Annotated in this window: 20 protein-coding genes; 17 read left to right on the top strand and 3 right to left on the bottom strand. The window is 42.9% G+C overall.

From position 1 onward, the window contains the following. The first annotated feature begins 800 nt into the window (after positions 1-800). The 13 genes from nifH (at position 801) to CTER_RS14995 (ending at position 11,905) form a co-directional block, all read left to right on the top strand. Positions 801-1,625, top strand: a complete 825-nt coding sequence (gene nifH / locus CTER_RS15055; protein ID WP_004626804.1) for a nitrogenase iron protein — start codon at positions 801-803, stop codon at positions 1,623-1,625. Positions 1,626-1,644: 19 nt separating this feature from the next. Beyond that, positions 1,645-1,962: a P-II family nitrogen regulator gene (locus CTER_RS15050; protein ID WP_004626725.1), complete on the top strand. Its 318-nt coding sequence runs from the start codon at positions 1,645-1,647 to the stop codon at positions 1,960-1,962. A gap of 69 nt (positions 1,963-2,031) precedes the next feature. After that, positions 2,032-2,403, top strand: a complete 372-nt coding sequence (locus tag CTER_RS15045) for a P-II family nitrogen regulator (RefSeq protein WP_040761328.1) — start codon at positions 2,032-2,034, stop codon at positions 2,401-2,403. Between the two features lie 21 nt (positions 2,404-2,424). Beyond that, complete coding sequence (gene anfD, locus CTER_RS15040) at positions 2,425-4,002, top strand: nitrogenase iron-iron protein, alpha chain (protein ID WP_004626752.1); 1,578 nt, start codon at positions 2,425-2,427, stop codon at positions 4,000-4,002. Positions 4,003-4,017: 15 nt separating this feature from the next. Beyond that, entirely contained in the window at positions 4,018-4,371 is a 354-nt protein-coding gene (gene anfG / locus CTER_RS15035; RefSeq protein ID WP_004626789.1) for a Fe-only nitrogenase subunit delta, read from the top strand. 13 nt (positions 4,372-4,384) lie between these two features. Further along, the gene (gene anfK / locus CTER_RS15030; protein ID WP_004626828.1) at positions 4,385-5,773 is read left to right on the top strand and encodes a Fe-only nitrogenase subunit beta; all 1,389 of its coding nucleotides are present in this window, start codon (positions 4,385-4,387) and stop codon (positions 5,771-5,773) included. A 78-nt stretch (positions 5,774-5,851) separates the two neighbouring features. Further along, positions 5,852-6,613 (top strand): type 1 glutamine amidotransferase, encoded by a 762-nt coding sequence (locus CTER_RS15025; RefSeq protein WP_004626734.1) that lies wholly within the window; start codon positions 5,852-5,854, stop codon positions 6,611-6,613. Further along, positions 6,565-7,089, top strand: coding sequence for a pyridoxamine 5'-phosphate oxidase family protein (locus CTER_RS15020; protein ID WP_004626835.1), 525 nt, complete (start codon positions 6,565-6,567; stop codon positions 7,087-7,089). Before CTER_RS15025 ends, CTER_RS15020 begins: the two co-directional genes overlap by 49 nt. Positions 7,090-7,131: 42 nt before the next feature. Beyond that, positions 7,132-8,058 (top strand): hypothetical protein, encoded by a 927-nt coding sequence (locus tag CTER_RS15015; RefSeq protein WP_004626754.1) that lies wholly within the window; start codon positions 7,132-7,134, stop codon positions 8,056-8,058. A 108-nt stretch (positions 8,059-8,166) separates the two neighbouring features. Next, the gene (locus CTER_RS15010; protein ID WP_004626817.1) at positions 8,167-8,832 is read left to right on the top strand and encodes a Fe-only nitrogenase accessory AnfO family protein; all 666 of its coding nucleotides are present in this window, start codon (positions 8,167-8,169) and stop codon (positions 8,830-8,832) included. Further along, the gene (nifB, locus tag CTER_RS15005; RefSeq protein ID WP_004626792.1) at positions 8,792-9,670 is read left to right on the top strand and encodes a nitrogenase cofactor biosynthesis protein NifB; all 879 of its coding nucleotides are present in this window, start codon (positions 8,792-8,794) and stop codon (positions 9,668-9,670) included. Before CTER_RS15010 ends, nifB begins: the two co-directional genes overlap by 41 nt. A 305-nt stretch (positions 9,671-9,975) precedes the next feature. Beyond that, positions 9,976-10,785, top strand: coding sequence for a DUF3658 domain-containing protein (locus tag CTER_RS15000; protein WP_004626819.1), 810 nt, complete (start codon positions 9,976-9,978; stop codon positions 10,783-10,785). A 145-nt stretch (positions 10,786-10,930) separates the two neighbouring features. Then, complete coding sequence (locus CTER_RS14995; protein WP_004626812.1) at positions 10,931-11,905, top strand: hypothetical protein; 975 nt, start codon at positions 10,931-10,933, stop codon at positions 11,903-11,905. A 147-nt stretch (positions 11,906-12,052) separates the two neighbouring features. Here CTER_RS14995 and CTER_RS14990 read toward each other — a convergent pair whose 3' ends face one another. The 3 genes from CTER_RS14990 to CTER_RS14980 all read right to left on the bottom strand — a co-directional run bounded on the left by CTER_RS14990 (position 12,053) and on the right by CTER_RS14980 (position 15,406). Then, positions 12,053-12,850, bottom strand: coding sequence for an SDR family NAD(P)-dependent oxidoreductase (locus CTER_RS14990; protein ID WP_004626798.1), 798 nt, complete (start codon positions 12,848-12,850; stop codon positions 12,053-12,055). A 67-nt stretch (positions 12,851-12,917) separates the two neighbouring features. Beyond that, the gene (locus CTER_RS14985; protein WP_004626743.1) at positions 12,918-14,267 is read right to left on the bottom strand and encodes an aldehyde dehydrogenase family protein; all 1,350 of its coding nucleotides are present in this window, start codon (positions 14,265-14,267) and stop codon (positions 12,918-12,920) included. Next, positions 14,264-15,406 (bottom strand): LuxE/PaaK family acyltransferase, encoded by a 1,143-nt coding sequence (locus CTER_RS14980; RefSeq protein ID WP_004626738.1) that lies wholly within the window; start codon positions 15,404-15,406, stop codon positions 14,264-14,266. Before CTER_RS14980 ends, CTER_RS14985 begins: the two co-directional genes overlap by 4 nt. 405 nt (positions 15,407-15,811) lie before the next feature. On the opposite strand from CTER_RS14980, the gene CTER_RS14975 reads away from it, so the two are divergent. The 4 genes from CTER_RS14975 to CTER_RS14960 form a co-directional block, all read left to right on the top strand. Continuing rightward, on the top strand, positions 15,812-17,890 hold the full coding sequence (locus tag CTER_RS14975) for a glycoside hydrolase family 9 protein (RefSeq protein ID WP_004626758.1): 2,079 nt from the start codon (positions 15,812-15,814) through the stop codon (positions 17,888-17,890). Between the two features lie 25 nt (positions 17,891-17,915). After that, complete coding sequence (locus CTER_RS14970) at positions 17,916-20,801, top strand: glycoside hydrolase family 9 protein (protein WP_004626777.1); 2,886 nt, start codon at positions 17,916-17,918, stop codon at positions 20,799-20,801. Between the two features lie 243 nt (positions 20,802-21,044). Next, a complete protein-coding gene (locus CTER_RS14965) occupies positions 21,045-22,484 on the top strand; it encodes a glycosyl hydrolase family 8 (RefSeq protein WP_004626730.1) in 1,440 nt (479 codons plus the stop codon). A 231-nt stretch (positions 22,485-22,715) separates the two neighbouring features. After that, positions 22,716-25,053, top strand: a 2,338-nt coding sequence (locus CTER_RS14960; RefSeq protein WP_004626808.1) for a fibronectin type III domain-containing protein, incomplete at its 3' end; no start/stop codon positions are given.

Raw genomic sequence — 25,053 nt, 5'->3', positions numbered from 1 at the left:
TATTAATACGTACTAAAATGAAGGAAGAATATATAGCATTTTTTATTACATTATTAAAATGTATTTATTTATGTGCAAGTTTTAATTGTGAATCATGCATAAAAGCTCGAATCTTAAATAGTGAAAAGCTGGTAATAATTCATAAAAACGCAGGTGAATAAAGCGAAACAGGAATATGCTAATATAAACAAAAATAAAAAATATGAAAGTTTTAACAAATAAATATTGCAAAAGCATTGACATGTGACAGCAGACTGTGTATAATTGTGTAAAACAGTACAAAACAGATAATGATGCAATTTAAATTTACAAACAGTATTAAATTGTACTGAAGATTATTACTAGATGTCCAATGAGAGCCAATGACGTCTATCAAAAATTCTGATATAAATACCTTCCATTAAAGGTTGCAGTATGGATACTACTGTATTGCAGCATACAAAACAATCCCATTTCAATGAAGCAATGCAAATATTATGGAAAAAAATTATGTAAGTCTATTTTACAAAGCTGTATTTTAGTCAAAGCGACACTACTATGTACTTGACACACAAAGTTGTGACTGAAAATATCAAGTACGGTCCTGTTTATTCAATTATCCCGGTTAAAACAATCAACTATTAATAATTTCATATTTTAATGAGTAATGAATTATGCTGCTCATTTTTATTAAGTATTGTGTTTTTTAACGAGCTTGATATGTAAAGCAGCATAATTTCAAATATATACCTGTTAAAAATCCAGGTACAAATACTAAATATTTTAACAATAACAACGGTTCAGTTAAGGAGGTATTGACTATGAGGAAGATAGCATTTTATGGAAAAGGCGGTATCGGAAAGTCTACAACACAGCAGAACACTGCAGCGGCAATGGCACATTTCTATGATCAGAAAATATTTATTCATGGATGTGATCCCAAGGCAGATTCCACACGGCTGATTTTAGGCGGAAAGCCCCAGGAAACTCTGATGGATGTGCTGCGTGAAGAAGGTGCCGAGAAGGTTACCAAGGATAAGGTCATAAAAAACGGTTTTAAAAATATCCGCTGTGTTGAGTCGGGAGGTCCGGAACCCGGTGTCGGGTGTGCAGGGAGAGGTGTTATTACCGCTATTGATTTGATGGAAGCCAACGGTGCATACACCGATGATCTGGATTTTGTTTTCTATGATGTTTTGGGAGACGTTGTCTGCGGCGGTTTTGCAATGCCCATAAGAGACGGCAAGGCTCAGGAAGTTTATATTGTCGCATCAGGAGAAATGATGGCAATCTACGCAGCAAACAACATCTGCAAGGGTTTGCTGAAATATGCCAAGCAAAGCGGCGTACGCCTTGGCGGTATCATCTGCAACAGCCGTAAGGTAGACCGGGAGAGGGAATTCCTGGAGGAGTTCACTGCGTCAATAGGAACAGAAATGATTCATTTTGTACCCAGGGATAATATTGTTCAAAAAGCAGAATTCAATAAAAAAACAGTTGTAGAATACGATGACAGCGAAAATCAGGCAAAGGAATATGGGGAGCTGGCCAGAAAAATTATTGAAAATAAGAATTTTGTGATACCACAGCCGCTTACCATGGATGAACTTGAAAAAATGGTTGTAAAGTACGGAATTGCAGATTAATGGGAAAGGAGCCTTCCATATGAAAATGTTAAAAGCAATCGTACGACCCGAGATGGCTGATACAATTGCAGATGCTCTTGCAGAAGCCGGATTCAGCTCAATGACAAAAATTAATGCGTTTGGCAGAGGAAAACAGAACGGTATTATGTTCGGAGCCATTCACTATGATGAACTGCCAAAAACGATTCTTATGCTGGTAGTTGAAGATGAGGCTGTCAATGAAGTTTTAAAAATTATTAAATACAAAGCGTATACCGGCAATTTCGGTGACGGCAAAGTTTTCATTACGGCTGTTGAAAGAGTAATGACGGTCAGGACCGGGGAGACGGGATTATAAGTTGGCACCATATGTGCGTGGAATTATTCCATAAAATTTTGTTGAGGCAGAAAGGCAGTGGTACTTATTATGAAGGAAATAATTACGGTAATCCGGCCAAAGAAGGTAAATGCCACGAAAGAAATCCTGGTCAGGCTTGGAATTCCCAGCATGACGGCCATTCCGGTTCTTGGCAGGGGAAAGCAGAAGGGAATTGACAGTGAGGTTAATATTGAGTACCGCGCAGGGATACTGGAACAGAACAAAAGCGGAGGCATGAAATATGTGCCCAAGAGATATCTGTCAATTGTTGTAAGCGATGAAAATGTGGATACAGTGATCGATGCCATAATACAGGTAAACCGGACGGGTCAGATTGGTGACGGAAAGATATTTGTCTGTCCGGTGGAGGATGCTCTGCGTATCAGGACAGATGAGCAGGGGAACGATGCAATAAATTAAACACAGGTAAGGAGGATTATTATGCCATATCATTTATTTAAATGCAGTGAATGTATACCGGAAAGAGAAAAGCACGCTGTTATTAAAGGGCCGGGAGAGACCCTTGCCGATGCTCTTCCGCTGGGATATCTGAATACCATACCCGGAACCATTTCTGAAAGAGGCTGTGCATACTGCGGTGCAAAGCATGTTATCGGTACGCCCATGAAGGATGTAATCCATATGAGTCACGGACCTGTGGGCTGCACCTATGACACCTGGCAGACCAAAAGGTATATCAGTGACAATGATAATTTTCAGTTGAAGTACACTTTTGCAACCGACATGAAGGAGTCACACATTGTGTTCGGTGCCGAGAAGATCCTTAAAAAGAATATAATTGAGGCTTTTAAAGCATTTCCGGATATTAACAGGATGACCATATACCAGACCTGCGCTTCAGCGCTGATTGGGGATGATATCAACGCTATAGCGGCCGAGGTTATGGAGGAAATGCCCGGAGTGGATATATTTGTATGTAATTCCCCCGGCTTCGGGGGACCAAGCCAGTCGGGCGGACATCACAAAATCAACATTGCGTGGATCAATCAGAAGGTTGGAACCTTCGAACCCGAAATTACCAGCGATTATGTCATTAATTATGTCGGTGAGTATAACATTCAGGGTGATCAGGAGGTTATGCAGGATTTCTTCAAAAGAATGGGTATACAGGTGCTTTCCACGTTTACCGGCAACGGGACCTATGACGGCCTGCGTTCAATGCACAGGGCACACCTGAATGTATTGGAGTGTGCAAGATCAGCTGAGTATATATGCAATGAATTAAGAGTCAGGTACGGTATTCCGCGTCTTGACATAGACGGTTTCGGTTTTGAACCTCTGTCGGCCTCTCTCCGGAAAATCGGCATGTTCTTCGGCATCCAGGACAGAGCCGAAGCAATCATCAGTGAAGAGGTGGAAAGATGGAAACCGGAGCTTGACTGGTATAAGGAAAGATTAAAAGGCAAGAAGGTATGTCTGTGGCCCGGCGGTTCCAAGCTTTGGCACTGGGCAAACTGCATTCATGAAGAAATGGGGGTTGAGGTGGTATCTGTGTATACCAAATTCGGTCACCAGGGAGATATGGAAAAGGGTATTTCCAGATGTGAGGAAGGCGCGCTTGCCATTGACGATCCCAATGAACTGGAAGGTCTTGAGGCTATGGAAGAACTTCAGCCCGATATTATTTTCACCGGAAAAAGGCCGGGTGAAGTCGCTAAAAAGATCCGTGTCCCATACCTCAATGCACATGCATATCACAATGGACCCTGGAAGGGCTATGAAGGCTGGGTGAGGTTTGCCCGTGACGTATATAACGGGATATTTTCTCCCATCCATGAACTGTCCCTGCTGGATATCAGCAAGGATGAGATTCCCGATGACAAGGGGTTCATGACACAGCGGCTGCTTTCTGATGTTAATTTGAGCGATGAAGTGAAGAATTCCACTGTTCTTCGTGAGTATACCGGTGGTTATGATGTCCTCAGGCAGTTTAAGGATAAGGTATATCCTGAATTCCCGGGAAAAAGTGAAGCTGATATGCAGGTCTCAGCCATATAGCGGAGGTGAGTTGATTTGGAAGAAGCATTATTAAAAGAAAGAGCGGAAGAATTACTGGATTTTATTATGAAGAAATGTCTGTGGCAGTTTCATTCCCGTGCATGGGACAGGGAAAGGCAGAATGAGAATATCATCAGAAAGACAATGCAGCTATTGTGTGATGAGCCTGTGGAAAATGATACACCCGAGCAGAAGTGCTACTATGTGGATGCGGCATATCTGGCCGAGAGCTATAAAAAACGGTTTCCATGGGTAGCTGAAATGGATAAGGCTGATTTACGGAAAGTTATGCAAAGTCTGAAGGAACGACTGGATTATCTGCTTATAACCGGCTCCCTGAACGCAGAATTGACTGATCCGCTTTATTGACAAGGAGGTAATTATGAACTGTGATGTTAAAAATAAAGAACGTGCAGGTGTAATAAATCCCATATTCACATGCCAGCCTGCCGGTGTTCAGTTTGCCAGTATAGGAATCAGGTATTGTATCGGAATCGTCCATGGCGGACAGGGCTGTGTAATGTTTGTCCGCCTGTTATTCTCCCAGCATTACAAGGAGAGTTTTGAACTGGCTTCCTCCTCGCTTCATGAAGACGGCGCAGTGTTTGGCGCTTTGAACCGTGTGGAAGAGGCGGTGGAGGTTTTACTTATGAGATACCCGCATGTCAAGGTGGTGCCCATTATTTCCACCTGTTCCACCGAGGTTATAGGCGATGATATTGACGGGGTTGTAAGGAAGCTGAACGGTACTTTGCTCAAGGACAAATTTGCAGGACGCGAGGTGCACCTGATCCCCATCCATTCCCCCAGCTTTGTAGGCAGTATGATCAGCGGCTATGATGTGGCTGTAAAAGAATTTGTATCCTATTTTGCAAAGAAAGGTACACCCTCCGATAAAATCAATTTGATCACGGGCTGGGTGAATCCGGGTGATGTTACCGAATTGAAGCACCTGCTGTCGGTGATGGGGATCGAAGCAAATGTATTATTTGAAACAGAAGCTTTTGATTCTCCGCTTATGCCAGGGGGAAACCATGTATCCCATGGTGATACTACTATTGAAGAGCTGACCGATACCGCAAATGCCAGGGCCACTTTTGCTCTGAACCGGTATGAAGGCGGCAGGGCTGCCGAATATCTGGAAGCGGAATTTGAGGTTCCTGCCGTTATCGGTCCCACACCGATAGGTATCCGCAATACCGATGTCTTTCTCAAGAAGTTGAGTGATGTTACCGGAAAACCCATTCCGGAGTCATTGGCAAGAGAAAGGGGAATTGCCCTTGATGCAATTACCGATGTTACCCATATGTTCCTGGCCGATAAAAAGGTTGCCATATACGGAAGTCCGGATCTTGTCATCAGTTTGGCACAGTTTTGTCTGGATATGGAAATGAAACCGGTGCTCCTGCTGTTGGGCGACGATAATACAAAGTACAAGGCTGACCCCCGCTTAAAGGAATTCCAGGAAAAGCTGGACTATAAAATGGAAGTTATTGTGAATGCCGATTTGTGGGAGCTGGAAAACCGTATTAAGAATGAAGGTTTGGAGCTTGATTTGATTATGGGACACTCCAAAGGAAGATTTATTTCTATCGACTATAACATACCCATGGTCAGAGTGGGTTTTCCAGTATACGACAGAGCCGGAAAGTACCGTCATCCGGTAGTAGGATACCGCGGCGCCATGCTGCTGGCAGAAGAAATAGCCAATGCATGGTTTGCCGATATGGAGTATAAGCGCAACAGGGAGCCAATTCTGAATATGTGGTAATCGCCAGGCTGCGGCAGAGAGCCTTTGTACTTCATACCGGACTTCCGGCGGCTATAAAAAAGAATTATGGGAGGTCATATGAGAATTCATTATTTACAGCACGTACCCTTCGAAAATCCGGGAGCCATACTGGCATGGGCCCAACAACGGCAATATCCGATGACGTCCACCGGGCTTTATGAGGATCAGTTTCTTCCGGGACAGGATGATTTTGACTGGCTGATCATCATGGGAGGGCCTATGAATATTTATGAGGAAAGCAAATATCCATGGCTCGTCAGGGAAAAAGAGTTCATCAAAGCGTCCATAGACAGCAATAAAGTAATTATAGGCATTTGCCTTGGCGGACAGCTGCTTGCGGATGTGATAGGCGGAAGGGTTATACAAAATGAGCACAGGGAAATCGGCTGGTTTCCGGTAAACTTCACAGATAAGGCCTTTTCAATGCCACAGTTTTCTTTCCTGCCGAAAAACCCGGTAGTTTTTCAATGGCATGGTGACACCTTTGTTGATTTGCCGGAAGAAGCAGAACTCCTTGCTTCAAATGAAGCCTGCAAAAATCAGGCCTTTGTTTACAGGGACAGGGTATATGGATTTCAATTTCATCTGGAAAATACCATGGAGATTATCACCGCTCTAATTGAAAACTGCAGGGATGAAATGGTACCTGGCCCGTATGTGCAGTCCTCCCAGGAAATATTGGCACAAAAAATTCATTTGGACCGGAATAATCAGTGGGTAAAGCTATTTTTGTCACAGCTGTCAGTTTTATATGAAGAGGGGGAAAGCGGATGGAACAAATCAGATATAAGCAGCGAATTTGTACCGATACTGCCGTAATAGAGGATTTTCTTTCTGTAACCAGAACCGGCGTGCTTGGAATTTCGGGAGCAGAGTACCCATACTGCGTTCCGGTAAATTATGTCTGGAAAGACGGGGCGGTCTATTTTCACGGGCTTGGCTCAGGCAAAAAGGTCCAGCTGCTCAAGGACAATCCGGAGGTAAGCTTTACAGTATATCAGGAATTCGGAACGGTTAAGGACCCGGTACCGTGTCATGCCGACACTTCCTACAGGAGCGTCATGCTGTTCGGACATGCCGAAAAGGTCGAGGATTTTAAGGAGAGTGCAGGTGCTTTGCAGGCTATTGTTGAAAAATTCCTGCCGGGTCTCTATCCCGGTAAAATATCCTCGACCCTTGCGGAAAAATACCGTTCGGCACATGACAATAAGGCAGTTGCGGTATACAAAATAATACCTGTTGAGAAAACGGCCAAAGAGAATGTTGCGGATAAAGAAGATTTGTTCCAGGGATAATCGAAACTGCTTTGATTTTGGCAGCAGAAAGGGGTTGATTCTGTGATTTGTGCCGAAAAACATAATTTAAAAGGAATTCTAAGCTATACTACCTATGCTTCGGGTGAAATGAAGGATTGTAAATTGGATGAATACAATGAAATCAGAATAGGAGGGCAAACGTTCATTCCAAGATACAAAAAGCCCGACGAGAGAAAAAAGGATAACAGGGCAATAACCTTTTATGAAAACGGAAATATAAAAAGCATGGCACTTGAAGAACAAACAGAGGTTACCACATCAGTGGGAGCCATGCGTGCCGAATTAATCACTTTTTATGAAGACGGGGCGGTGGACAGTCTGTTTCCGCTTAACGGGCAGATTGGTTTTGGCTGGTCGGAGGAGGATGAAGAACAGCTTCTGGAGGAATTGCAGTTTGACCTGCCTTTGGCCGGGTTTAAAACCAAGATAATCGGTCTCAGGTTTTATAACAGCGGAAGTTTGAAAAGTTTGATCCTTTGGCCTAAAAAAACAATTGAAATAAAAACTCCCATAGGCATATATCCTGTGAGAATCGGTTTCCGGCTATATGAAGACGGAGCGCTGGAATCTTTTGAACCTGCGGTTCCTGTTTCAATAGAAAGCAGTATCGGAACCGTCATAGCTTTTGATCAGAATGCGGCAGGTATGGATGCCGACTTCAATTCCGTTAAATTTTATCCCGACGGCAGGCTGCAATCCGTAAGCACTAACAGTGATATTGTTATAAACAGGATTTCCGCTCCGGAGAGAACAATCATCTATCAGCAGCTGAGGCTTGATATGCTGACAAATGAAATGGTCAAGGTGCCGGTAACCGTTTTGTTTCATGAGAAGCATGTAACAGTGGATAATGCTGTTGAAAAACTGACATTTTCCATAACCGATTCAAAATTCCTGTTCCTGCACGACGGAAGCTATATGGAAGAAAAAATGCAGCCCCGGAAGTGATTGTTCGGGCTGCGGCGCATCATGCATGTGACCCTTCAACAGCAGGCATTGAGAAAATATCCATTGTTGAGGAACTAAAAGCATCAGAACATATAATGAAAGGGGGACATGGACATATTTATGGAAATAGCTGTATTGGTTGATTCGGAGGGAAAAACCTCCGGATTTGATAAAGATGGAAGCATACGGATATATTCAAAGGTCAATTGTGAATGGACTGTAGTCAGACATATGGAATATAGCACTGAGAATGTCCTTGACTCCGTGACTTTGCATAAGAGGATCAATGAGATCGGCGATTGGCTGGAAAAGTGTAAAATCGTTGTAGTAAGCCGTATCCGGGGAATTCATTATATAGCTTTTGAAGAAAGACAGATATCCATGTTGGAAATAAAAGGCCTTCCGGAAACCTTTCTGGAGGATATCAGGGAATGCGTGCAGCACTGCAGAACCGGTAAGAAAATACCAATGGAGCATAATGCAATCTTTGAGCTCAGGCCCGGTATTTTTCATACAGATCTTCGTGAGGTAATGAAAGGCAATACCTCCTATAATTCAAAGCAGATTCTGGTGCCTTTCTTGAAAAAACAGAAATACAGTTTGCTGGAAATCATATGCGAGCATGTTCCAAAATGGCTGGAAAACGAACAGAATGAGTTGAATATAAGAATTTCGGTAGAAAATTATAAGGCCTGTATGAAAGTCAGGATCTACCCGCACAGAGGAGGTGATTATGTTGAAAACAAGCCAGGCAGCAGAACAGAAAGAGAATAATCCGGTATCCGATTTTAGCTTTTATAATGAAAAAGTGAAGGAAAAAACCGTGAAGCATCCGTGCTATAACGGCTGCAACCATGAAAATGCCAGAATGCATCTCCCGGTTGCTCCAAGGTGTAATATACAATGCAATTACTGTGTGAGAAAGTTTGACTGTGCCAACGAGAGCCGGCCGGGGGTTGCAACCAGAATAATAAGTCCGGGAGAGGCACTGGAAAAATACATACAGGTGAAGAAAACCATGGCGAACCTTTCTGTGGTGGGCATTGCAGGTCCGGGAGATGCCCTCTGTGATTTTGAAAATACAAGCAGGACGCTGAGGCTTATCAGAGAATATGATCCCCATATTACCTTCTGCCTTTCCACAAACGGTTTGATGCTGCCCGACCATGCAGATGAACTAGATGCTTTAGGGGTCAGCCATGTTACGGTAACGATAAATGCGGTTGATCCTGAAATATCGGCAGGGATTTATAAATATGTCAGATATGAAGGTGTGGAGTATTCCGGGGATAAGGCCGGCGCTTTACTGCTGCAGAATCAGCTGAGGGGCTTGAACAGGTTGATTGAAAAAGGCATTGTCTGTAAAGTGAATATTGTAGTGTTAAAAGGAATAAATGATTTCCACATACCTGAAATCGTTAAAACTGTTAAAGAGTTGGGATGTTATATTGTCAATATCATGCCGCTCATTCCGGTTCAGGGAAGTGAATTTGAACACCTTCCGGCGGCTACGGTCCAGGAGATTATGAAACTTCGCCGGGAATGCGGCAGGATGATCCGCCAGATGCATCACTGCAGACAGTGCAGAGCTGACGCTGTGGGATGTTTATAAAAAAATTAGCATATGCCTTGAATGATAGTTATCATAACAAATATCCTGAAAAATTAATTCTATTGGCCTTGAGGGAATAAAATCAACCCTCAAGGCCTGATTTTTTGTATTTATAATCATTTTTTTCTCTCCTTTCCACCTTAACATCTGAATATAGAAATAAATACAATTATAGATACTCAGTTTTCGTCCAGTAATCCAATGATAAAAATCTTATATTTATATATATTAATTAATGGTAAGATAAAGATAATTGTGTAATGCAGAGGAACAACGAGGATACAAAACAAGCTGGAGGAATTATCATGATAGAAATTGTCTTTGATCTAAGTACCGCAGGTTCGCTTAAATTTGCAAAAACAAGGGAACAGGGAGAACTTCCAGGCAGTGCCGACGAAGTGGAGTCATTGACTCTTGCCTTGCATATAGGTGACATTTCGTGTATGAATGAAGGAATAAATTCACGTAAAGAACTGTTTGACAATATATTTGAAAATATTCCGGATATGTCCGACACCATATGGAAGACTAATCAGAAGGCGATGGCACGTCTTAAGGATGCCGAAAAAACGCTGGAAGCTGTTCGGGTGTGGATATGTGAAAATAATCCTTTGGAATTATGCGGTTTGTATTTTGTATGTCATTTGATGGTTAACTATCAAAACCAACTCTCTGTGGTATGTGTGCCAAAGGAAATGGAGAAAGACAACTGTATTATAAATTATAGTAATACCGGGGAAATAGCTCCGGATATTTTTGGCACATTTATCAGATATGAGGAGACTGTAAGCGTATTGAGACGCAAGGTATATTCAGATATCTGGAGCAGTTTGGTACGTGAGAATGCTCCATTGCGTGTTTTAATAAACGGCAATCTTATTGGTGTTCCTGAAAATTTTTATGATTTTGCCCTGAGAGCCAACATGCCGGATGGGGAGTTCCGGCTTGCAGAGCTGATAGGCAAAATATTGATTCAGATATCCGGTATCGGCGACTACTGGTTGTTACTCCGGGTCAAATCCATGCTGCAATCGGGGGAATTGATAATGGTTTCGGACGCTGCAGGTAATTATCCCTATTCAGCAGTTGTAAAAAGAAACAAATATATACTTTAATTATGATGCATTTATATTACGATTCTGTAACTTATATAATGGAAATAAGCTGTAAAATTAAATAAGCAGGCCGGGAGACGTGGTATTTATGGAAGTATTGAAAGCCGGCATGGCTGCTCAATGCTTTATGAAAGGCGGAAAGTAAATGAAAATCATAAGGGAATTATTGCTTTTAGTTGTCGGCGTTTTTATTTTGACTTCCTGTAATTCCATTTTAACCGGCAGCCAGGCATTAAATTCACAGTCACCGGCACCTTTGAAGTCAAGTGAGGTGTTATCTCCTTTTACCCGGTTTGAAAACCTTGAAAAGGGCGGAGGAATGGGTATTGACAATGAGCAGGTGGATAACCTTTTACGGTCCTACGGCATTTATGATAAAATAATGGCAAAAATACCCATCGAAGAATATACCGGTTCGAATTACTCAGATGTTAAAATCGGTGGTTTCAGTATTGGGAACAAAACACTTGCACTATTGCAGATAAATAAGGGGCATTTGTATATTTACGTTATGCTTTCAAACAGCGGAGATAAATGGACAGCTGACGGTTTTGCCTACCTGAAGGAAAGATTTAAACCGGAATACAGGGTTGAAAAGTCCAACGATAATACAAAATACTGGTTGGTTGTCAAGCATGAGGCAAATCATGGCACCGGATTACAAATTTTTAATGAAACATGGTACAAGCCGGATGGATCGGTTGCCGGGGATTATCCTGCAGAAGGCAGTACTTCATTCTTTCCTCAATCAGTTCAGCCTGAGGCTGATACATATTTTTCCTCTTCGGCAGATTATGACGGTGATTCCAGGATACATTTATCCTATTCTATAAGTTTTGAATATGTCTACAGGGGCAACTCCAAGGAGGAAGGTTCTTTTAGATTTACAAGCAAATACCTTCCTGCAGTACTTGAATACTGGGAGTATGATCTGGAAACACAACAGCTTCAATTTACATCATGCTATCCGGCTTTGCCGCAAACCTTTGGCGCAATGAAGCGTTCAGCATCTTCTGAATATGGTATATTGCAGGGATATATTGATTTTTACCGTATACGGTTGGGAGATAAGAAGGTTACTACATTGGGAGAATGGGAAAAATTTATGGAGCTGAAATAACTCAGAAATTATATCGGTACAAAAATAAACTTAATGACAATATGCTTTTTCACATTATATATAATTGACACAATTATAATACAAAAAGCTCTTTTCAGTATTCCGGACAGAATATGAAAAGAGCTTTTTGCAACTGAGACCATTATATTATTTGGGAGTACTTGAACTAATAAGCTGCCGCTCTGTTTGAAGCCATCTTTTAAATTTTGCGGCATTACTTCTGGAATAAAAATAATATATAAATGGGAGAAGCCTGTTCAGTGTATTTCCAACTGCAAAAGATTTTGACGGATAAATAAGTCTTTTGTTTTTTAAAATTCCATTAACTATTGCTTTGGCCACTTTTGGGGCCGGCTGTACAGGCCAGGGTACGGGAGCCATATTGCCGGCGGTTTTAAAGAAATTGGTAGCGGTGGCAATGGGATAGACAATCGAAAGATGCCCCTTGTCGTTTTTTTCAAATCTATATACGTCTGCAAAGGAATGAACAGCTGCTTTGGTGGAGCAGTACAGTGAATAACCCGGCAGGGCAACCCTGCTGACAGCCGAACAGGTGATAATTACGGAATATTCATGTCCCATGTTCAACACCTTCATTTTTTCCAGCGAATACAGCGGAGATACTGCATTGGTACGGTATATATTTTCGATATGCTCCCAGTCGGCCTCACATATTTCCTCACAATAGGCAAAACCGGCATTTGCAATAAAAATATCGGGTTTTCCAAAGGTTTTTTCTGCATACTCAAACAGCATATCGACATTTTCCCTGCTTGAAACGTCACAGGAATAGGGTATGATTCTATTGCTTATTCCGGGTATGTTGTCTATATTTCTGGCAACTGCTATTATGTGGGTATTATATTTTGAAAGCTCTTTTAATACTTCCTTTCCGATACCCGAGGAAGCCCCGGTCAAAATAATTTTTCTGCCGTTTAAATCCATAAAAACACCTGCTTTCATATAAATGTTTTGTAATAATTATTTTACTGTTAAATGCTTTACTGATTTTTTAAAGCTGCCGGCTCACTGCATAGGTCATTTCCTGTAAATTGAAGATTCCGTCATGAGATGTTCCGGGGCGGTGCATGGACATTTTACCGGGACGTGTAATTATACTCACTCCCAATCTTGACATATCTTCAAGAAAATTTTCATTAGTCCCGCAATATCCCATTGTCTGCAGATATGACCGGAGGTTTCCTTCAACATAGTTGTATACCTCCGAAATATTTTGGTATGGGCAGACAAATACAAATCTGTAAAAGCATTTATCCATATCTTCCTTATCAGGCATATCACTGTTCAATATAACCGTGTAATCGGCATTAAATGAAGAAAATACCTCGACCTTGTTTTTCAAGCCGTATTTCAGCAGGCAGTACTGCCTGTCCTGTATGGTTTTAACCGAATTCCACGGAGACAGATACGCTTTTGGGAAAGCAGAGGCCAGACTGTTCAGTGAACTGGCAAGGGCTTGTGAGAATTTCATTACGTCCAGCTCCTTGTTGACAAAAACGATCCGTGGTGACAGGCAGGCCTTTTGTTCCCACAGTATGATATCCGTCGCTGTCTCACGGGCTGTTTCCTGAAGGTCTTCCGTTTCATCGATCACTTCAAAACTTATCTTTGCACCGTGTGAAATAAGGTCAACACCATGCGCTGCACATATTTCGGCAATGCTTTTTCCGGACTGTTCCCCGCCCCAATGGATGACACTGTTGCAGTTTTTAATAACCGCCTCGTAAATACCGGACTGGCTGCTGTCAAAATATACGACCGACAGTCTGTCTGCAATACTTTCATCTATTTCACACAGGCTTTTATAAAATGCATATGCAAAGTAGGGTTCATCTCCGGATACTTTAACAATATTGCAGTTTTTCGTAAGAAGCCCTGTTGATAGGCTCACCGGAATGACTACAAAGGCGTTGCCCGATATATTGTGAAAAACAGTTCCTCTGGGCTGCCTCTGCACATAGCCGTAACCCGTTTTTACCCAGCTGTCCAGGACCTGAAGGCTGCCAAGCTCCTCCTTTATCATCTTTTCGGTATTTTCTCTGAGAAGCATGGAAAGCGAGCCTTGAAGTTCCATTTTTACAAGCTCGGGACTTTGATTTACTATCCTGGAAAGAATATCCAAATGATTTGCCATATAATTTCCATCCAGCCAAAGCTTTGCACATCTGTCAAGTATGCTGACGGTTTCTTCAAGTGTGATATCATGGACCTTTTTCTTATTTAAATTAAGCCGTGCTATTTCCTCTGCCAGTTCTGTTTCGGCAGCAGCAGCCAATTCCAGTTCAAGTCCGTTTATTTTCTTTTTTATAATATTACTTCCTGTTGAGTATTCTATTCTCATGCCACTTCACTCCTTACACTCAATGTAGCGCCGCAGCCTTTTGCCTCAGAGCCTTTTACCCTTCCGGTGATACTAAGGGTCATACACTTTTGTCCGCAATCCGGACAGCGCTCTGTTGAAATAATCTCGGCAATATCATCCACCAGTACCGATGCTCCGGCGTAAGCGTTTGTGCCGTAAGCATTCAAAACCTGAATAAAGCCCTTTGCCCCCCTTTGCTCAAGAGGTTCAAGGGTCCTTATATCCCTTATAATTACCCTTGCCCATTCCGGCACATGGAAATAGTAGTCCCTGAACTCTTTTGAATAATGTCCGGTAATTGGAGCACTATTTTCGGTAAAGGAGTATGTATCAAGAAAATTTTCTTCAGGGATGCCCAGAAAGCTGGAGATTTCTTCTACAAATCTGAAACGCTCAATTTCCGTTTCGGAGGTGATATTTCCCTTTTTGCCGTCCCAGCCTCCTCCCCCGGTATGTACAATTGCATTCCTTCCCAGCTTGACGGGAGGAATTTCGTTTTTCAGCTTTTCTACGGTGTTGTAGAGTAAAAGAGTTGAACCTCTTATGGCTAAATCATCATGTTTATTGTTATGACGACTAAGGAAAGCTATAAAGGTATCAATGTCCAGAACAAAGTCATTATCAACTAATTTTAATAAAAAGTCGGTATTCCGGCTGAATTTAAAAATACCCATCACATTTCCGATATATGATTCTGTGGGTTTTCCGGAGATCAGCTGACTGGCATACTCATTCATCTCAAGGGGGTGGGGGTAAAACACACAGTCATAACCTCCGTCCGGATGAAAAATATCATTTTGAAACTCGGCAAATTTTTTTATTTGTGAAATGTCGGATTCGACTCTGCCGACAATGCTGGGATCGCCGGTTGTACTGCTGGAGACTGTCCACTTAACCATCTCATCCGGTTTTAATCTGAGAAGTTCCTTAAAGAGCATGTTTGATTTTTTGAAAAGGGTTGTGGTTACAAAAGGAACTTTTTTCATGTCATCCTCACAGTTCAAATCATTATACGGGTCAAAGGATTGGTTTTTACACAATAACCGGTATCCTGCACATTCCTCATACTGACCCACCAAATTTCTTTTAAAATCCGGGAAAAATTGGGATGCATCCATATTTACGTCACTCCTCTGCTGTTTTTTTATTAAGCATTAGATATACTTTGAAAATCAAATATATCCAAATTACAAATATTTATATTTAGAAGTATATTCCTTGAAGTTGGCTTTGTTAATCCCTATATTTACCAAATAATGGCAATGGCAATGATCTATATATAAAATGCAGCAATTTTCTTTAATATAGGCTCATTTTTACCCGGACATGATTAGTCAAGTTTATTGATAAAAAATATTACATTTTTGTATATATTTGGTATAATAATATTGTGGTTTTGCAACAAATTAATTCAACAAATATCAAAAGCGGCTGTTATTAGATAAAATCTTTGAATATTACCACACCTCGAAAGCATTTGAAGTTTTCGGGAGACTAAACTTATTTATAGGAGGGGGTAAATAATGAAAAGGATAAGTGTACTTGTTTTGCTTGCTGTTTTCATGGTGAGCATAGTTCTGCAATCTGCTGCGGCAGCCGGAACAAACTTCAACTATGTTGATGCCTTTGCCAAATCAATTCTGTTTTATGAAGCTAACTGGTGCGGCCCTGATGCGGGAAACAACAGGATAAAGTGGCGTGGGCCCTGCCATATCGAAGACGGAAAGGATGTAGGAATCGACCTGACAGGAGGATTTCACGACTGCGGAGACCATGTCAAGTTCGGATTGCCTCAGTGTGCATCGGCATCCACTCTCGGCTGGGCCTATTACGAATTCAAAGATACCTTCATTGCCAAGGGGCAGGATGAGTATATGCTGAATATTTTAAAGCATTTTTGCGATTATTTTATGAAATGTTTCCCAAATAAGACCACATTTTACTACCAGGTGGGTGACGGCGATGTGGATCATCAGTACTGGGGACCTCCTGAGCTTCAGACAAACAACAGGCCTGCCTATTACGCTGCAACACCGTCAAATCCGGGCTCGGATGTGGCAGGTGATGCTGCTGCCGCCCTTGCTCTCATGTATCTGAACTACAAGGACCGGGACAGTGTATATGCGGATAAATGCCTGACTTATGCAAAAGATCTCTATAACTTCGGCATGACCTATAGGGGCAACAGCAAAGGGCAGAGCTATTATCTTCCAAGGGATTACCTGGATGAACTTATGTGGGGTTCAATCTGGCTCTATGTGGCCACAAACGATAAGACATATATGGATAATGTGGACAAGCTGATGGTGGAGAAGAACATAGGCGGGGACAACATGTTCAACGACCACTGGACCCAGTGCTGGGATTATGTCCTGACCGGAGTTTTTGTAAAGCTTGCGACACTTTCAAGCAATCCAAAATATAAAACAATTGCAGAAGAACATCTGAACTACTGGCAAAATGGTATTAAAACCACTCCGGGAGGCTTAAAATATCTGGACAGCTGGGGAGTATGCAAATATCCGGCAGCCGAGAGTATGGTTCAGCTGGTTTACTACAAATATACCGGCGACAAGAAGTGTCTTGACTTTGCAAAGGGACAAATCGACTATATTCTCGGGGATAATCCCAACCATATGTCCTATGAGGTAGGCTTCGGTGATAATTATCCCAAATACCCGCACCACAGGGCTGCAAGCGGGATGCTTGAAGGGCCTCCTGCCGATGAAAAGAAGGAAACTCCCGAAAGGCATATTTTATACGGTGCTCTTGTGGGGGGAGCGGACATAAACGATCAATATCATGACAATGTCAATGAGTATGTTTATTCGGAAACCGGATTGGATTATAATGCGGGATTTGTGGGCGCACTGGCAGGAATGTCCAGGTATTTCGGAGAAAACCAGCTGCCCGAAGCCACTCCCGGAATTGAGGGCCAACCGACCGAGTACTATACCGAAGCTAAAATATATAAGGCAAATAATCAGGGGATTACGGTGGACCTGAACATGTACAATATTGTTACGGCACCTCCGCGGTATGAGACCGGGTTATCCTTCAAATATTTTATGGACCTGTCGGAATATGCTTCGGCAGGCATAAATCCTTCAAAATTCACTACCAAAGTGTATTATTCTCCTGCAGGTGCCCAAATATCTGCAATCCAGCCCTGGGACAAGGACAAAAACATATATTATGTGGAAGTGACTTTTCCTAATCAGCAGCTGTATGCAAGAACTTATGTGCAATTTGCCGTTAACAATTATGAAAGTACTCTCTGGAATTCTTCAAATGATTTTTCCACGGCAGGGCTGACAGATGCCTATAAAAAGACCGAAAATATCCCGGTATACAAAAGCGGTGTAAAACTATACGGCAAGGATCCCTCGGGTGGAGAGGAAATTTTGTACGGAGATTTGAATGACGACAAGCAGGTGGACGCAATTGACTTTGCCCTGTTAAAGAAATACCTGCTGAATACCGATCCTACCGGAATAAACCTGAGAAATGCCGATGTCAATAAAGATGGAGAGATAAATGCAATAGACTTTGCAAATCTGAGACTTTATCTGCTTGGTAAAATCGATAAACTGCCTATTTAAAATCTTGCCTTAAGGAGGGAAAAAGATGTACAGGACACATAAGGACAGCTATAGAAGGACTCTGTCAATCTTTTTGGTTTTATGCCTTATTACGGTACAGTTTTTCACATTCAGTGCGGCAGCGGCAGAAGCCCTGCCTGAATCCCCGGTTGATCCGGCTGCTGCGGCTGCTGAGAACTGGGAGAGTTACAATTACTTCAATTTTGCCGAAGCGCTGCAAAAATCACTTTATTTTTATGATGCCGAAAAATGCGGTGCCGATGCCGGTTATGATAAAGGCGGCAGGCTTGAATGGAGGGGCTCCTGCCATGAGGGAGATGCAAAAATTCCTTTTAAATATACAAATCTCTCTTCTGCTTTTGTTGAAAAGTATAAGAGCATCCTTGATCCTGACGGAGACGGAACGGTGGACGTACACGGCGGCTTTCACGATGCCGGCGACCACGTCAGGTTCGGGCTCCCTCAGAGCTATACGGCAGGAACACTGGGGTGGGGCTTTTATGAATTCAAGGACTCCTTTAAGGCAATAGGGGAAGAGGAGCATATGATTGAGATTTTAAGGTACTTCACCGATACATTTTTACGCTGCTCCTTTCTTGATAAGGATGGAAATCTGATAGCATTTTGCTATATGGTGGGCGAAGGGGATGTCGACCACAGTTACTGGGGACCGCCGGAGCTGTATCCCGAAGAGTATGCCAGGACACGGCCGGCGGATTTTGCCACCGCCGAAACTCCGGGGAGCGATGTCTGTGCCAGTACTGCTGCTGCACTTTGCACTTCGTATTTGAATTTCAGGGATTCAGACCCTCAATATGCACAGAAATGTCTGGAGGTTGCAAAGGCACTGTATGACTTTGCAAAGAAATACAGGGGGAAGGCAAATGGCGATGGCTATTATACTTCCGACTACGATGAGGATGAGCTGGCCTGGGCTGCGGTGTGGCTGTATGAATGCACCGGAAATGCCGGCTATGTAAAGGATATAGATTCAGTTGACTCGGCCGGAAATTATACAGGATATATGAAAAGGATAATACCCGAAACCTTTAACACCAATACCTGGTATAATTCCTGGACACATTGCTGGGATGCGGTCTGGGCAGGAGTATTCCTGAAGCTGAACCAGCTGTTGCCGGAGAATGAGCTGTTCGACTTTATTGCAAGCTGGAACGTCGAGTATTTGTCGGGAGGTGCAGCAAAGCATAAAGACCCAAATGACAGGAATTATGCCATACCGTCTCCGGCAGGCTATACCATGATCAACGGCTGGGGATCTGCCCGTTACAATACGGCGGCTCAGCTGTGTGCACTCGTGTATATGAAAAACCATCTTGAGAGGACTGATTTCGGCCAGTGGGCCAGAAGCCAGATGGAGTACCTTATGGGGAGGAATCCCATGGGATATTCGTATATAGTCGGCTACGGTTATGAAAAGGGCCTGCCTTATGCCCATCATCCGCACCACAGGGCTGCCCACGGCTCAAAAACAAACAGCATGAATGATCCTGCAGAACACAGGCATATATTATGGGGAGCACTGGCAGGCGGACCGGATAAAAGCGATTATCACATAGATTCAACCACTGAGTATGCCTACAATGAAGTTGCCGTTGACTATAATGCCGCCTTTGTAGGCGCCTGTGCCGGCTTGTACAAGTACTACGGCCAGGGGCAGGAGCCAATAGCCGATTTCCCGCCCCGGGAAGCAAGAACGGACGATTACTACTGCGAGGCCCGGGTGGAAAGAGAAACCAAGGACAGTACGCAGATCGTTTTGCGGGTGCACAATGAATCCAGCCAGCCTCCGCATTATGAGACCGGAATGACGGTGAAATATTTCTTTAATATAAGTGAACTGATAAAAAACGGCCAGGATATTAATGATGTGATATTTGCCGTTGAGTATGACGAACAGATTTCCCTGCAGCAGGACCCCATAAAATACAGGGGGCCGTTTAAATGGGATGACGCCGGGACATATTACTATGAATTTGATTGGAGCGGAAGTAAAATTTACGGAGACAGGGAACTGCAAATTTCCTTCAGAGCAAAGCAGGATTCCAATTATCTGACTCACTGGGATTCCTCAAACGACTACAGCAGAATGAATGTTACCGGAACCTATGCTGTTACCGGAAATGTGCCGGTATATTTGAACGGAGTACTGGTATACGGGGAGGAAGCTCCCAAATTGGAACCCGGTCCTGACGATCCGGACGACCCCGGGACGGCTCCTGCTTCAATCAAGGTATTATACAGGTGCGGAACCCCGGATTCTGCAAAAAATACCATAAGGTCGGCCATAAGTATTATGAATACGGGAACTGCTCCCATAAATTTATCCGACATAAAGGTCCGCTACTGGTTCACGAGTGATGGCAACCGGGATAGTTCGTTTGCCTGTGATTATGCTGCTTTCGGAGCTGAAAAGGTAACGGGGAATTTCTTCAGCATAAACAACCCGGTATCGGGTGCAGACACGTATTGTGAAATAGGCTTCACAAATGCTGCCGGAAAGCTTGCACCCGGCGGGAGTACCGGAACGATACCCTTCAGAATCGAAAGCAAGTCGGCTTATGACCAGACAAATGACTATTCATACAATTCCTCAATCACAGGGGACCCCGGTGAAAACGATAAAATCACGGCATATGTAAAGGGAAGTCTCAAGTATGGAATTGAGCCAATAGTAACCGGTATCATCCCCGGTGACATAGACGGCAGCGGTAGTGTTGATGCCATAGACTTTGCAATTATGAGGAGATATTTGCTGGGGAGTATTGAACTGGATCAGGAGGCATACAGCAGAGCAGACGTAAATGGAGATAAGGCTGTCAATGCACTGGATTTTGCATTGCTTAGAATGTATCTTCTCGGCACAATAATTTCTTTTCCGGTAAGCAGGTAAACGGACTGCTGTTGGTTCACTAAGCGATATCAAGTGGACTGTTTCACCTGAACGCCGAAAATACGGTTTATATAAAAATATCTGGATTGGACATCGGACCTGTTACAGACAACTGGTAAAAATTTTTGTATCAATGTTCAATTGTACAATTCCTGAAGCTTCCGGAACTGCCTTGGGAGCAGTAAGGATTTACAATTGGACAGACGGTACAAAATTCATTAATTTATTAAGGAGGTATTTGACATGAAAAGGGTTTTAGCGTGCTTGCTGGTTTTGACTTTCGTGTTTACAGCTGTACCCGTAACCTCACTTAACGCAGCAACAGGGGGCTATTACAGCACGGGAAGTTACAGGAATGTATTTGTTGAGACAGGCAGGACAGAGGCTCAGGTAAAGGACAAGCTGGATTCCATGTTTGACAAGTTCTTCAAGGGGGATACCAACAATCAAAGGTTATTTTATGAATCCGGAAGTGACGAGGCCTACATAAGAGATACCGGCAATAGTGACGTGCGTTCGGAGGGTATGTCGTACGGTATGATGATATGTGTCCAGATGGATAAAAAGAAGGAATTCGACATGCTGTGGAAATGGGCAAGAAACCACATGTATCAAAGCTCAGGGCAGTATAAGGGGTTCTTTTCCTGGCAGTGTAACTACAATGGCGGCATAATTGATACAACACCTGCGTCGGACGGGGATGAGTATTTTGCAATGGCTCTCCTCTTTGCGGCACGCAGGTGGGGCAACGGAACCGGGATATTTAACTATGAAGCAGAAGCGCAGACCATACTGGATGCAATGCTGCATCAGGCAGATGACGGTGTTGGGGTGAATATGTTCGATAAAACACAGAATCAGGTTGTTTTCTGCCCTAACGGCGGTTCTGCAACGTTTACCGATCCTTCCTATCATCTCCCGGCTTTCTATGAATTATGGGCATTATGGGATAAGGATGCGAATGACAGAACTACCTGGACCAGGATTGCCGCAACAAGCAGAGAATTCTTCAAGAAGTCGACACATGCCACAACAGGATTGAATCCCGACTATGCTAACTTTGACGGAACGCCCAAAGATGTTTCCTGGAGTTCGGGGCATGCCGATTTCAGATATGACGCCTGGAGGGTGGCTTCAAATATCAGTGTGGATTATGCCTGGTGGCAAAAGGATGCCTGGGCCTCCACAACATTTGCTCCAAAGATTCAGAGCTTTTTCAAAAAAGAGGGTATAAGCACTCACGGAAGCAATTACACACTGGCAGGTTCGAAGCTTAACAACGACCATTCGCCGGGGTTGGTAGCCATGAATGCTGTTACAGCTTTGTCTTCAGATGTACAGAGTGCAAAGCCCTTTGTAGATGAATTGTGGAATACTGCTGTTCCCTCGGGGCAGTACCGCTATTATGACGGAATGCTTTATATGCTTGGAATGCTTCATTTAAGCGGCAGCTTTAAGATATGGGGCGCGACGCCATCGTTTTTATGCGGTGATGTAAACAAGGATAATGCTATTGATGCGCTGGACAGTGCTCTACTGAAAAGTTATCTCCTGGGAAAGACAAGTACTTTACCAAGTGTGGAGGCAGCCGATACAAATGCCGACGGTTCGGTTGACGCCATTGATTTTGCCATACTCCAGCAGTATTTATTAGGCAAGATCGGCACTTTACCGTACAAGTAGACCATTCTGGCGGTAAAGTTGCAGGATACAGGATTGTAGAAGTAAAGCACTGGTGAAATAAGTTAAAATGCGATTAAAACAACCAGAAACTCCGGAATAACGGAGTTTCTGGTTGTTTGTTCAGTATCTATATTATTGCATAATATTTACAAAAATTACAATCAGGCCTATAATAATTTGTATTGAGAAGTTAAAAATGAGTATTTTTGGTAGAATAAAGGAGATTGAAAAATGCCGGATTGTAAAAAGTATTTAGCAGTACTCTTGGTTTTTATTTTACTTCTGCAAACATTTAATTTTTCAGCAATGGGAATGCAGGGTGCAAATTCAGGTGTTATACGTGAAAATGTCAGTCGTGAGAACAGAATGGCCGGAAACGGTGACTGGAGCAGTGCATCAGGTAGTACCGGACAAACAGGCAATTCCGGCCAATCGGACAATAGTGGGCAAAATACTATAAATCCGGCAGATGGTGCCGGAACAGAAGAAATGGCAATTGAGCCGCCGGCCTCAGCGATTGACGCAGTGAAGCAAAGTGCACCGGCAGTTCAGACAACCGCATCAGCAATAGCCATTCCCCGGAACGTTGAGGTTATCCCGGGAGAACAGAGTCTGACAGTTAGCTGGGATGCGGTTGAAGGAGCGGAAGGTTATGATATATCCCTGAATGGGAGTATTACCAGGGCTGCGGCAGCAAGCCATACATATCCCGGTCTTAAATCCGGCACTCAATATTTTGTCAGGGTCAGAGCAATCAGTAATGCTTATGCAGGTGAATGGAGCCGGGAAATAAATAAGTATACCCTGCTTGCTGCACCTGCCAGGCTTAGGGCAAATCAATCAAATACTTCCATAGAGTTAACATGGGAAGCTTCACCAGGGGCCGATAGCTACAGGATATACCGCAATGGTGTGGAAATAGGCGGCTCCGATACCAATGCATATGAAGATATGATTTTGGAGCAGTTCAGTTCCTGTACATACAAAGTAAAGGCATATAGCCGTAATGGAAACATGTCCTGGTTTAGTTCAGAATTAATTGTAACATCGGACAAATTACAGGCTGCAATGGAGGAAGCTCCGGGTAGAGAAGAAACTCCGCCTGTAATAATGGATACAGATATACCCACAGATACAAATGAAGCAGAACCTGATAGAACAGTGACGACAAGCAACGATCCTGTTTTTCTTTCAAAACCAATAAACATAGTGGCAACTCCATCTGCCATATCTGTAGATCTGTCATGGGAAACCGCAGCCGGAGCCGTAGGGTATGAAATATACCGGGACAACATAAAGGTAGGGACAACAGCTGTCAATATATATACCGACACGGGATTAACAGCCGGAAAAACTTATGTTTACAATATCAAGGCATATAACGAAACTGGCAATGAGTCGGTTTTAAGCGAACCATTAATGGTGAGTACGCCGGTTTTACAACTGAATATTCCTGGTAATGTTTCGGCAGCGGCAACCGACAAGACCTTAACAGTTAGCTTTGATGCTGTAGAGGGAGCTGAAAGCTATGATATTTCCATAAACGGAGATATTACCAACACGACCCGAAACAGATTTGTCTTTAATGAGCTAAGTCCAAATACACTTTATTCAATTAAAGTAAGAGCCGTTAATGCCGGAGGCTGCGGTGAATGGAGCACAGGAGTGGAAAAGTATACCTTGCTTTCAACACCTATGAATATAAAGGCGACTCCATCTGCCATATCCATAGATCTGTCATGGGAAGCGGTGGTTGGAGCTACAAGGTATGAAATATACAGGGATGATGTATTGATAACAACAACATCTGCTGTAACATACGCTGATAAGGGATTGGCAGATGGGCAGGCATATGTTTATAAAATTAAAGCCTACAATGAAGCAGGAAATGAATCCGCACTCAGCAATCCGCTGACAGTTAGTACAATAGCTGCCACATACATTAAAAGTAATCTGACTTTAACCGAAGACAAGGCCTTCGGAGATGTATATCTGTCAGGGGGAACTCTGGATCTGGCAGGACATAAGCTTGAAATAAAAGGAAAGTTGATACAGTCAGGAGGAACATTAAATGTAGATGGCGGACAGTTGATAATAGCCGGAGACTACAGGATACAAACAGAGACGAAGCAAAGTGACGGAAGTGTAACGTATACAGGTAGTTCCGGTTACCTATACATGAATAATACAGCAGATTACATATATGTGGGAGGAAGCTTTGTAACACAAGCAAGGTCTTCTGGAGGGAAAACGAATTTAACTGCTGGGGTTATGGAAATAAAAGGAGATTTTATTCAGAAGGATTATTATTATACAGAGAATTTTTATGCAAGCGGAACACATAAGGTGTTATTAAGTGGAGACACTGTTCAAACAATTAATTTTGAAAGACCAGACGCTAATCAAATCAATATACTAGAAATAAAGCATCCGGAAGGTGTTGAAATGATTTTTCAAAGTTCATTTAATGTAAGTAATAAGTTGATAACAAACGGATGCCAAATACCCGAAATAACGATTTTATATAAGAACTGGATTCTTGACTCTGATCAAGTGCTAAAAGGAAATC

The organism is Ruminiclostridium cellobioparum subsp. termitidis CT1112 (assembly GCF_000350485.1).
GTDB lineage: Bacteria > Bacillota > Clostridia > Acetivibrionales > DSM-1351 > Ruminiclostridium > Ruminiclostridium termitidis.
Note: the sequence above shows the minus strand (reverse complement) of the source record. Positions and strands in the feature narration are given on the sequence as shown.

What these genes read in the sequence shown, in the direction of transcription:
- CTER_RS14990 (WP_004626798.1), bottom strand. Translation starts at nt 12,850, where the DNA reads ATGGATTTAAACGGCAGAAAAATTATTTTGACCGGGGCTTCCTCGGGT.
- nifB (WP_004626792.1), top strand. Translation starts at nt 8,792, where the DNA reads ATGTTGAAAACAAGCCAGGCAGCAGAACAGAAAGAGAATAATCCGGTA.
- CTER_RS14985 (WP_004626743.1), bottom strand. Translation starts at nt 14,267, where the DNA reads ATGAGAATAGAATACTCAACAGGAAGTAATATTATAAAAAAGAAAATA.
- CTER_RS15020 (WP_004626835.1), top strand. Translation starts at nt 6,565, where the DNA reads ATGGAACAAATCAGATATAAGCAGCGAATTTGTACCGATACTGCCGTA.
- CTER_RS14975 (WP_004626758.1), top strand. Translation starts at nt 15,812, where the DNA reads ATGAAAAGGATAAGTGTACTTGTTTTGCTTGCTGTTTTCATGGTGAGC.
- CTER_RS14965 (WP_004626730.1), top strand. Translation starts at nt 21,045, where the DNA reads ATGAAAAGGGTTTTAGCGTGCTTGCTGGTTTTGACTTTCGTGTTTACA.
- CTER_RS15025 (WP_004626734.1), top strand. Translation starts at nt 5,852, where the DNA reads ATGAGAATTCATTATTTACAGCACGTACCCTTCGAAAATCCGGGAGCC.
- CTER_RS15010 (WP_004626817.1), top strand. Translation starts at nt 8,167, where the DNA reads ATGGACATATTTATGGAAATAGCTGTATTGGTTGATTCGGAGGGAAAA.
- CTER_RS14980 (WP_004626738.1), bottom strand. Translation starts at nt 15,406, where the DNA reads ATGGATGCATCCCAATTTTTCCCGGATTTTAAAAGAAATTTGGTGGGT.
- CTER_RS14995 (WP_004626812.1), top strand. Translation starts at nt 10,931, where the DNA reads ATGAAAATCATAAGGGAATTATTGCTTTTAGTTGTCGGCGTTTTTATT.
- anfD (WP_004626752.1), top strand. Translation starts at nt 2,425, where the DNA reads ATGCCATATCATTTATTTAAATGCAGTGAATGTATACCGGAAAGAGAA.
- CTER_RS15050 (WP_004626725.1), top strand. Translation starts at nt 1,645, where the DNA reads ATGAAAATGTTAAAAGCAATCGTACGACCCGAGATGGCTGATACAATT.
- nifH (WP_004626804.1), top strand. Translation starts at nt 801, where the DNA reads ATGAGGAAGATAGCATTTTATGGAAAAGGCGGTATCGGAAAGTCTACA.
- CTER_RS15000 (WP_004626819.1), top strand. Translation starts at nt 9,976, where the DNA reads ATGATAGAAATTGTCTTTGATCTAAGTACCGCAGGTTCGCTTAAATTT.
- anfK (WP_004626828.1), top strand. Translation starts at nt 4,385, where the DNA reads ATGAACTGTGATGTTAAAAATAAAGAACGTGCAGGTGTAATAAATCCC.
- CTER_RS15045 (WP_040761328.1), top strand. Translation starts at nt 2,032, where the DNA reads ATGAAGGAAATAATTACGGTAATCCGGCCAAAGAAGGTAAATGCCACG.
- CTER_RS14970 (WP_004626777.1), top strand. Translation starts at nt 17,916, where the DNA reads ATGTACAGGACACATAAGGACAGCTATAGAAGGACTCTGTCAATCTTT.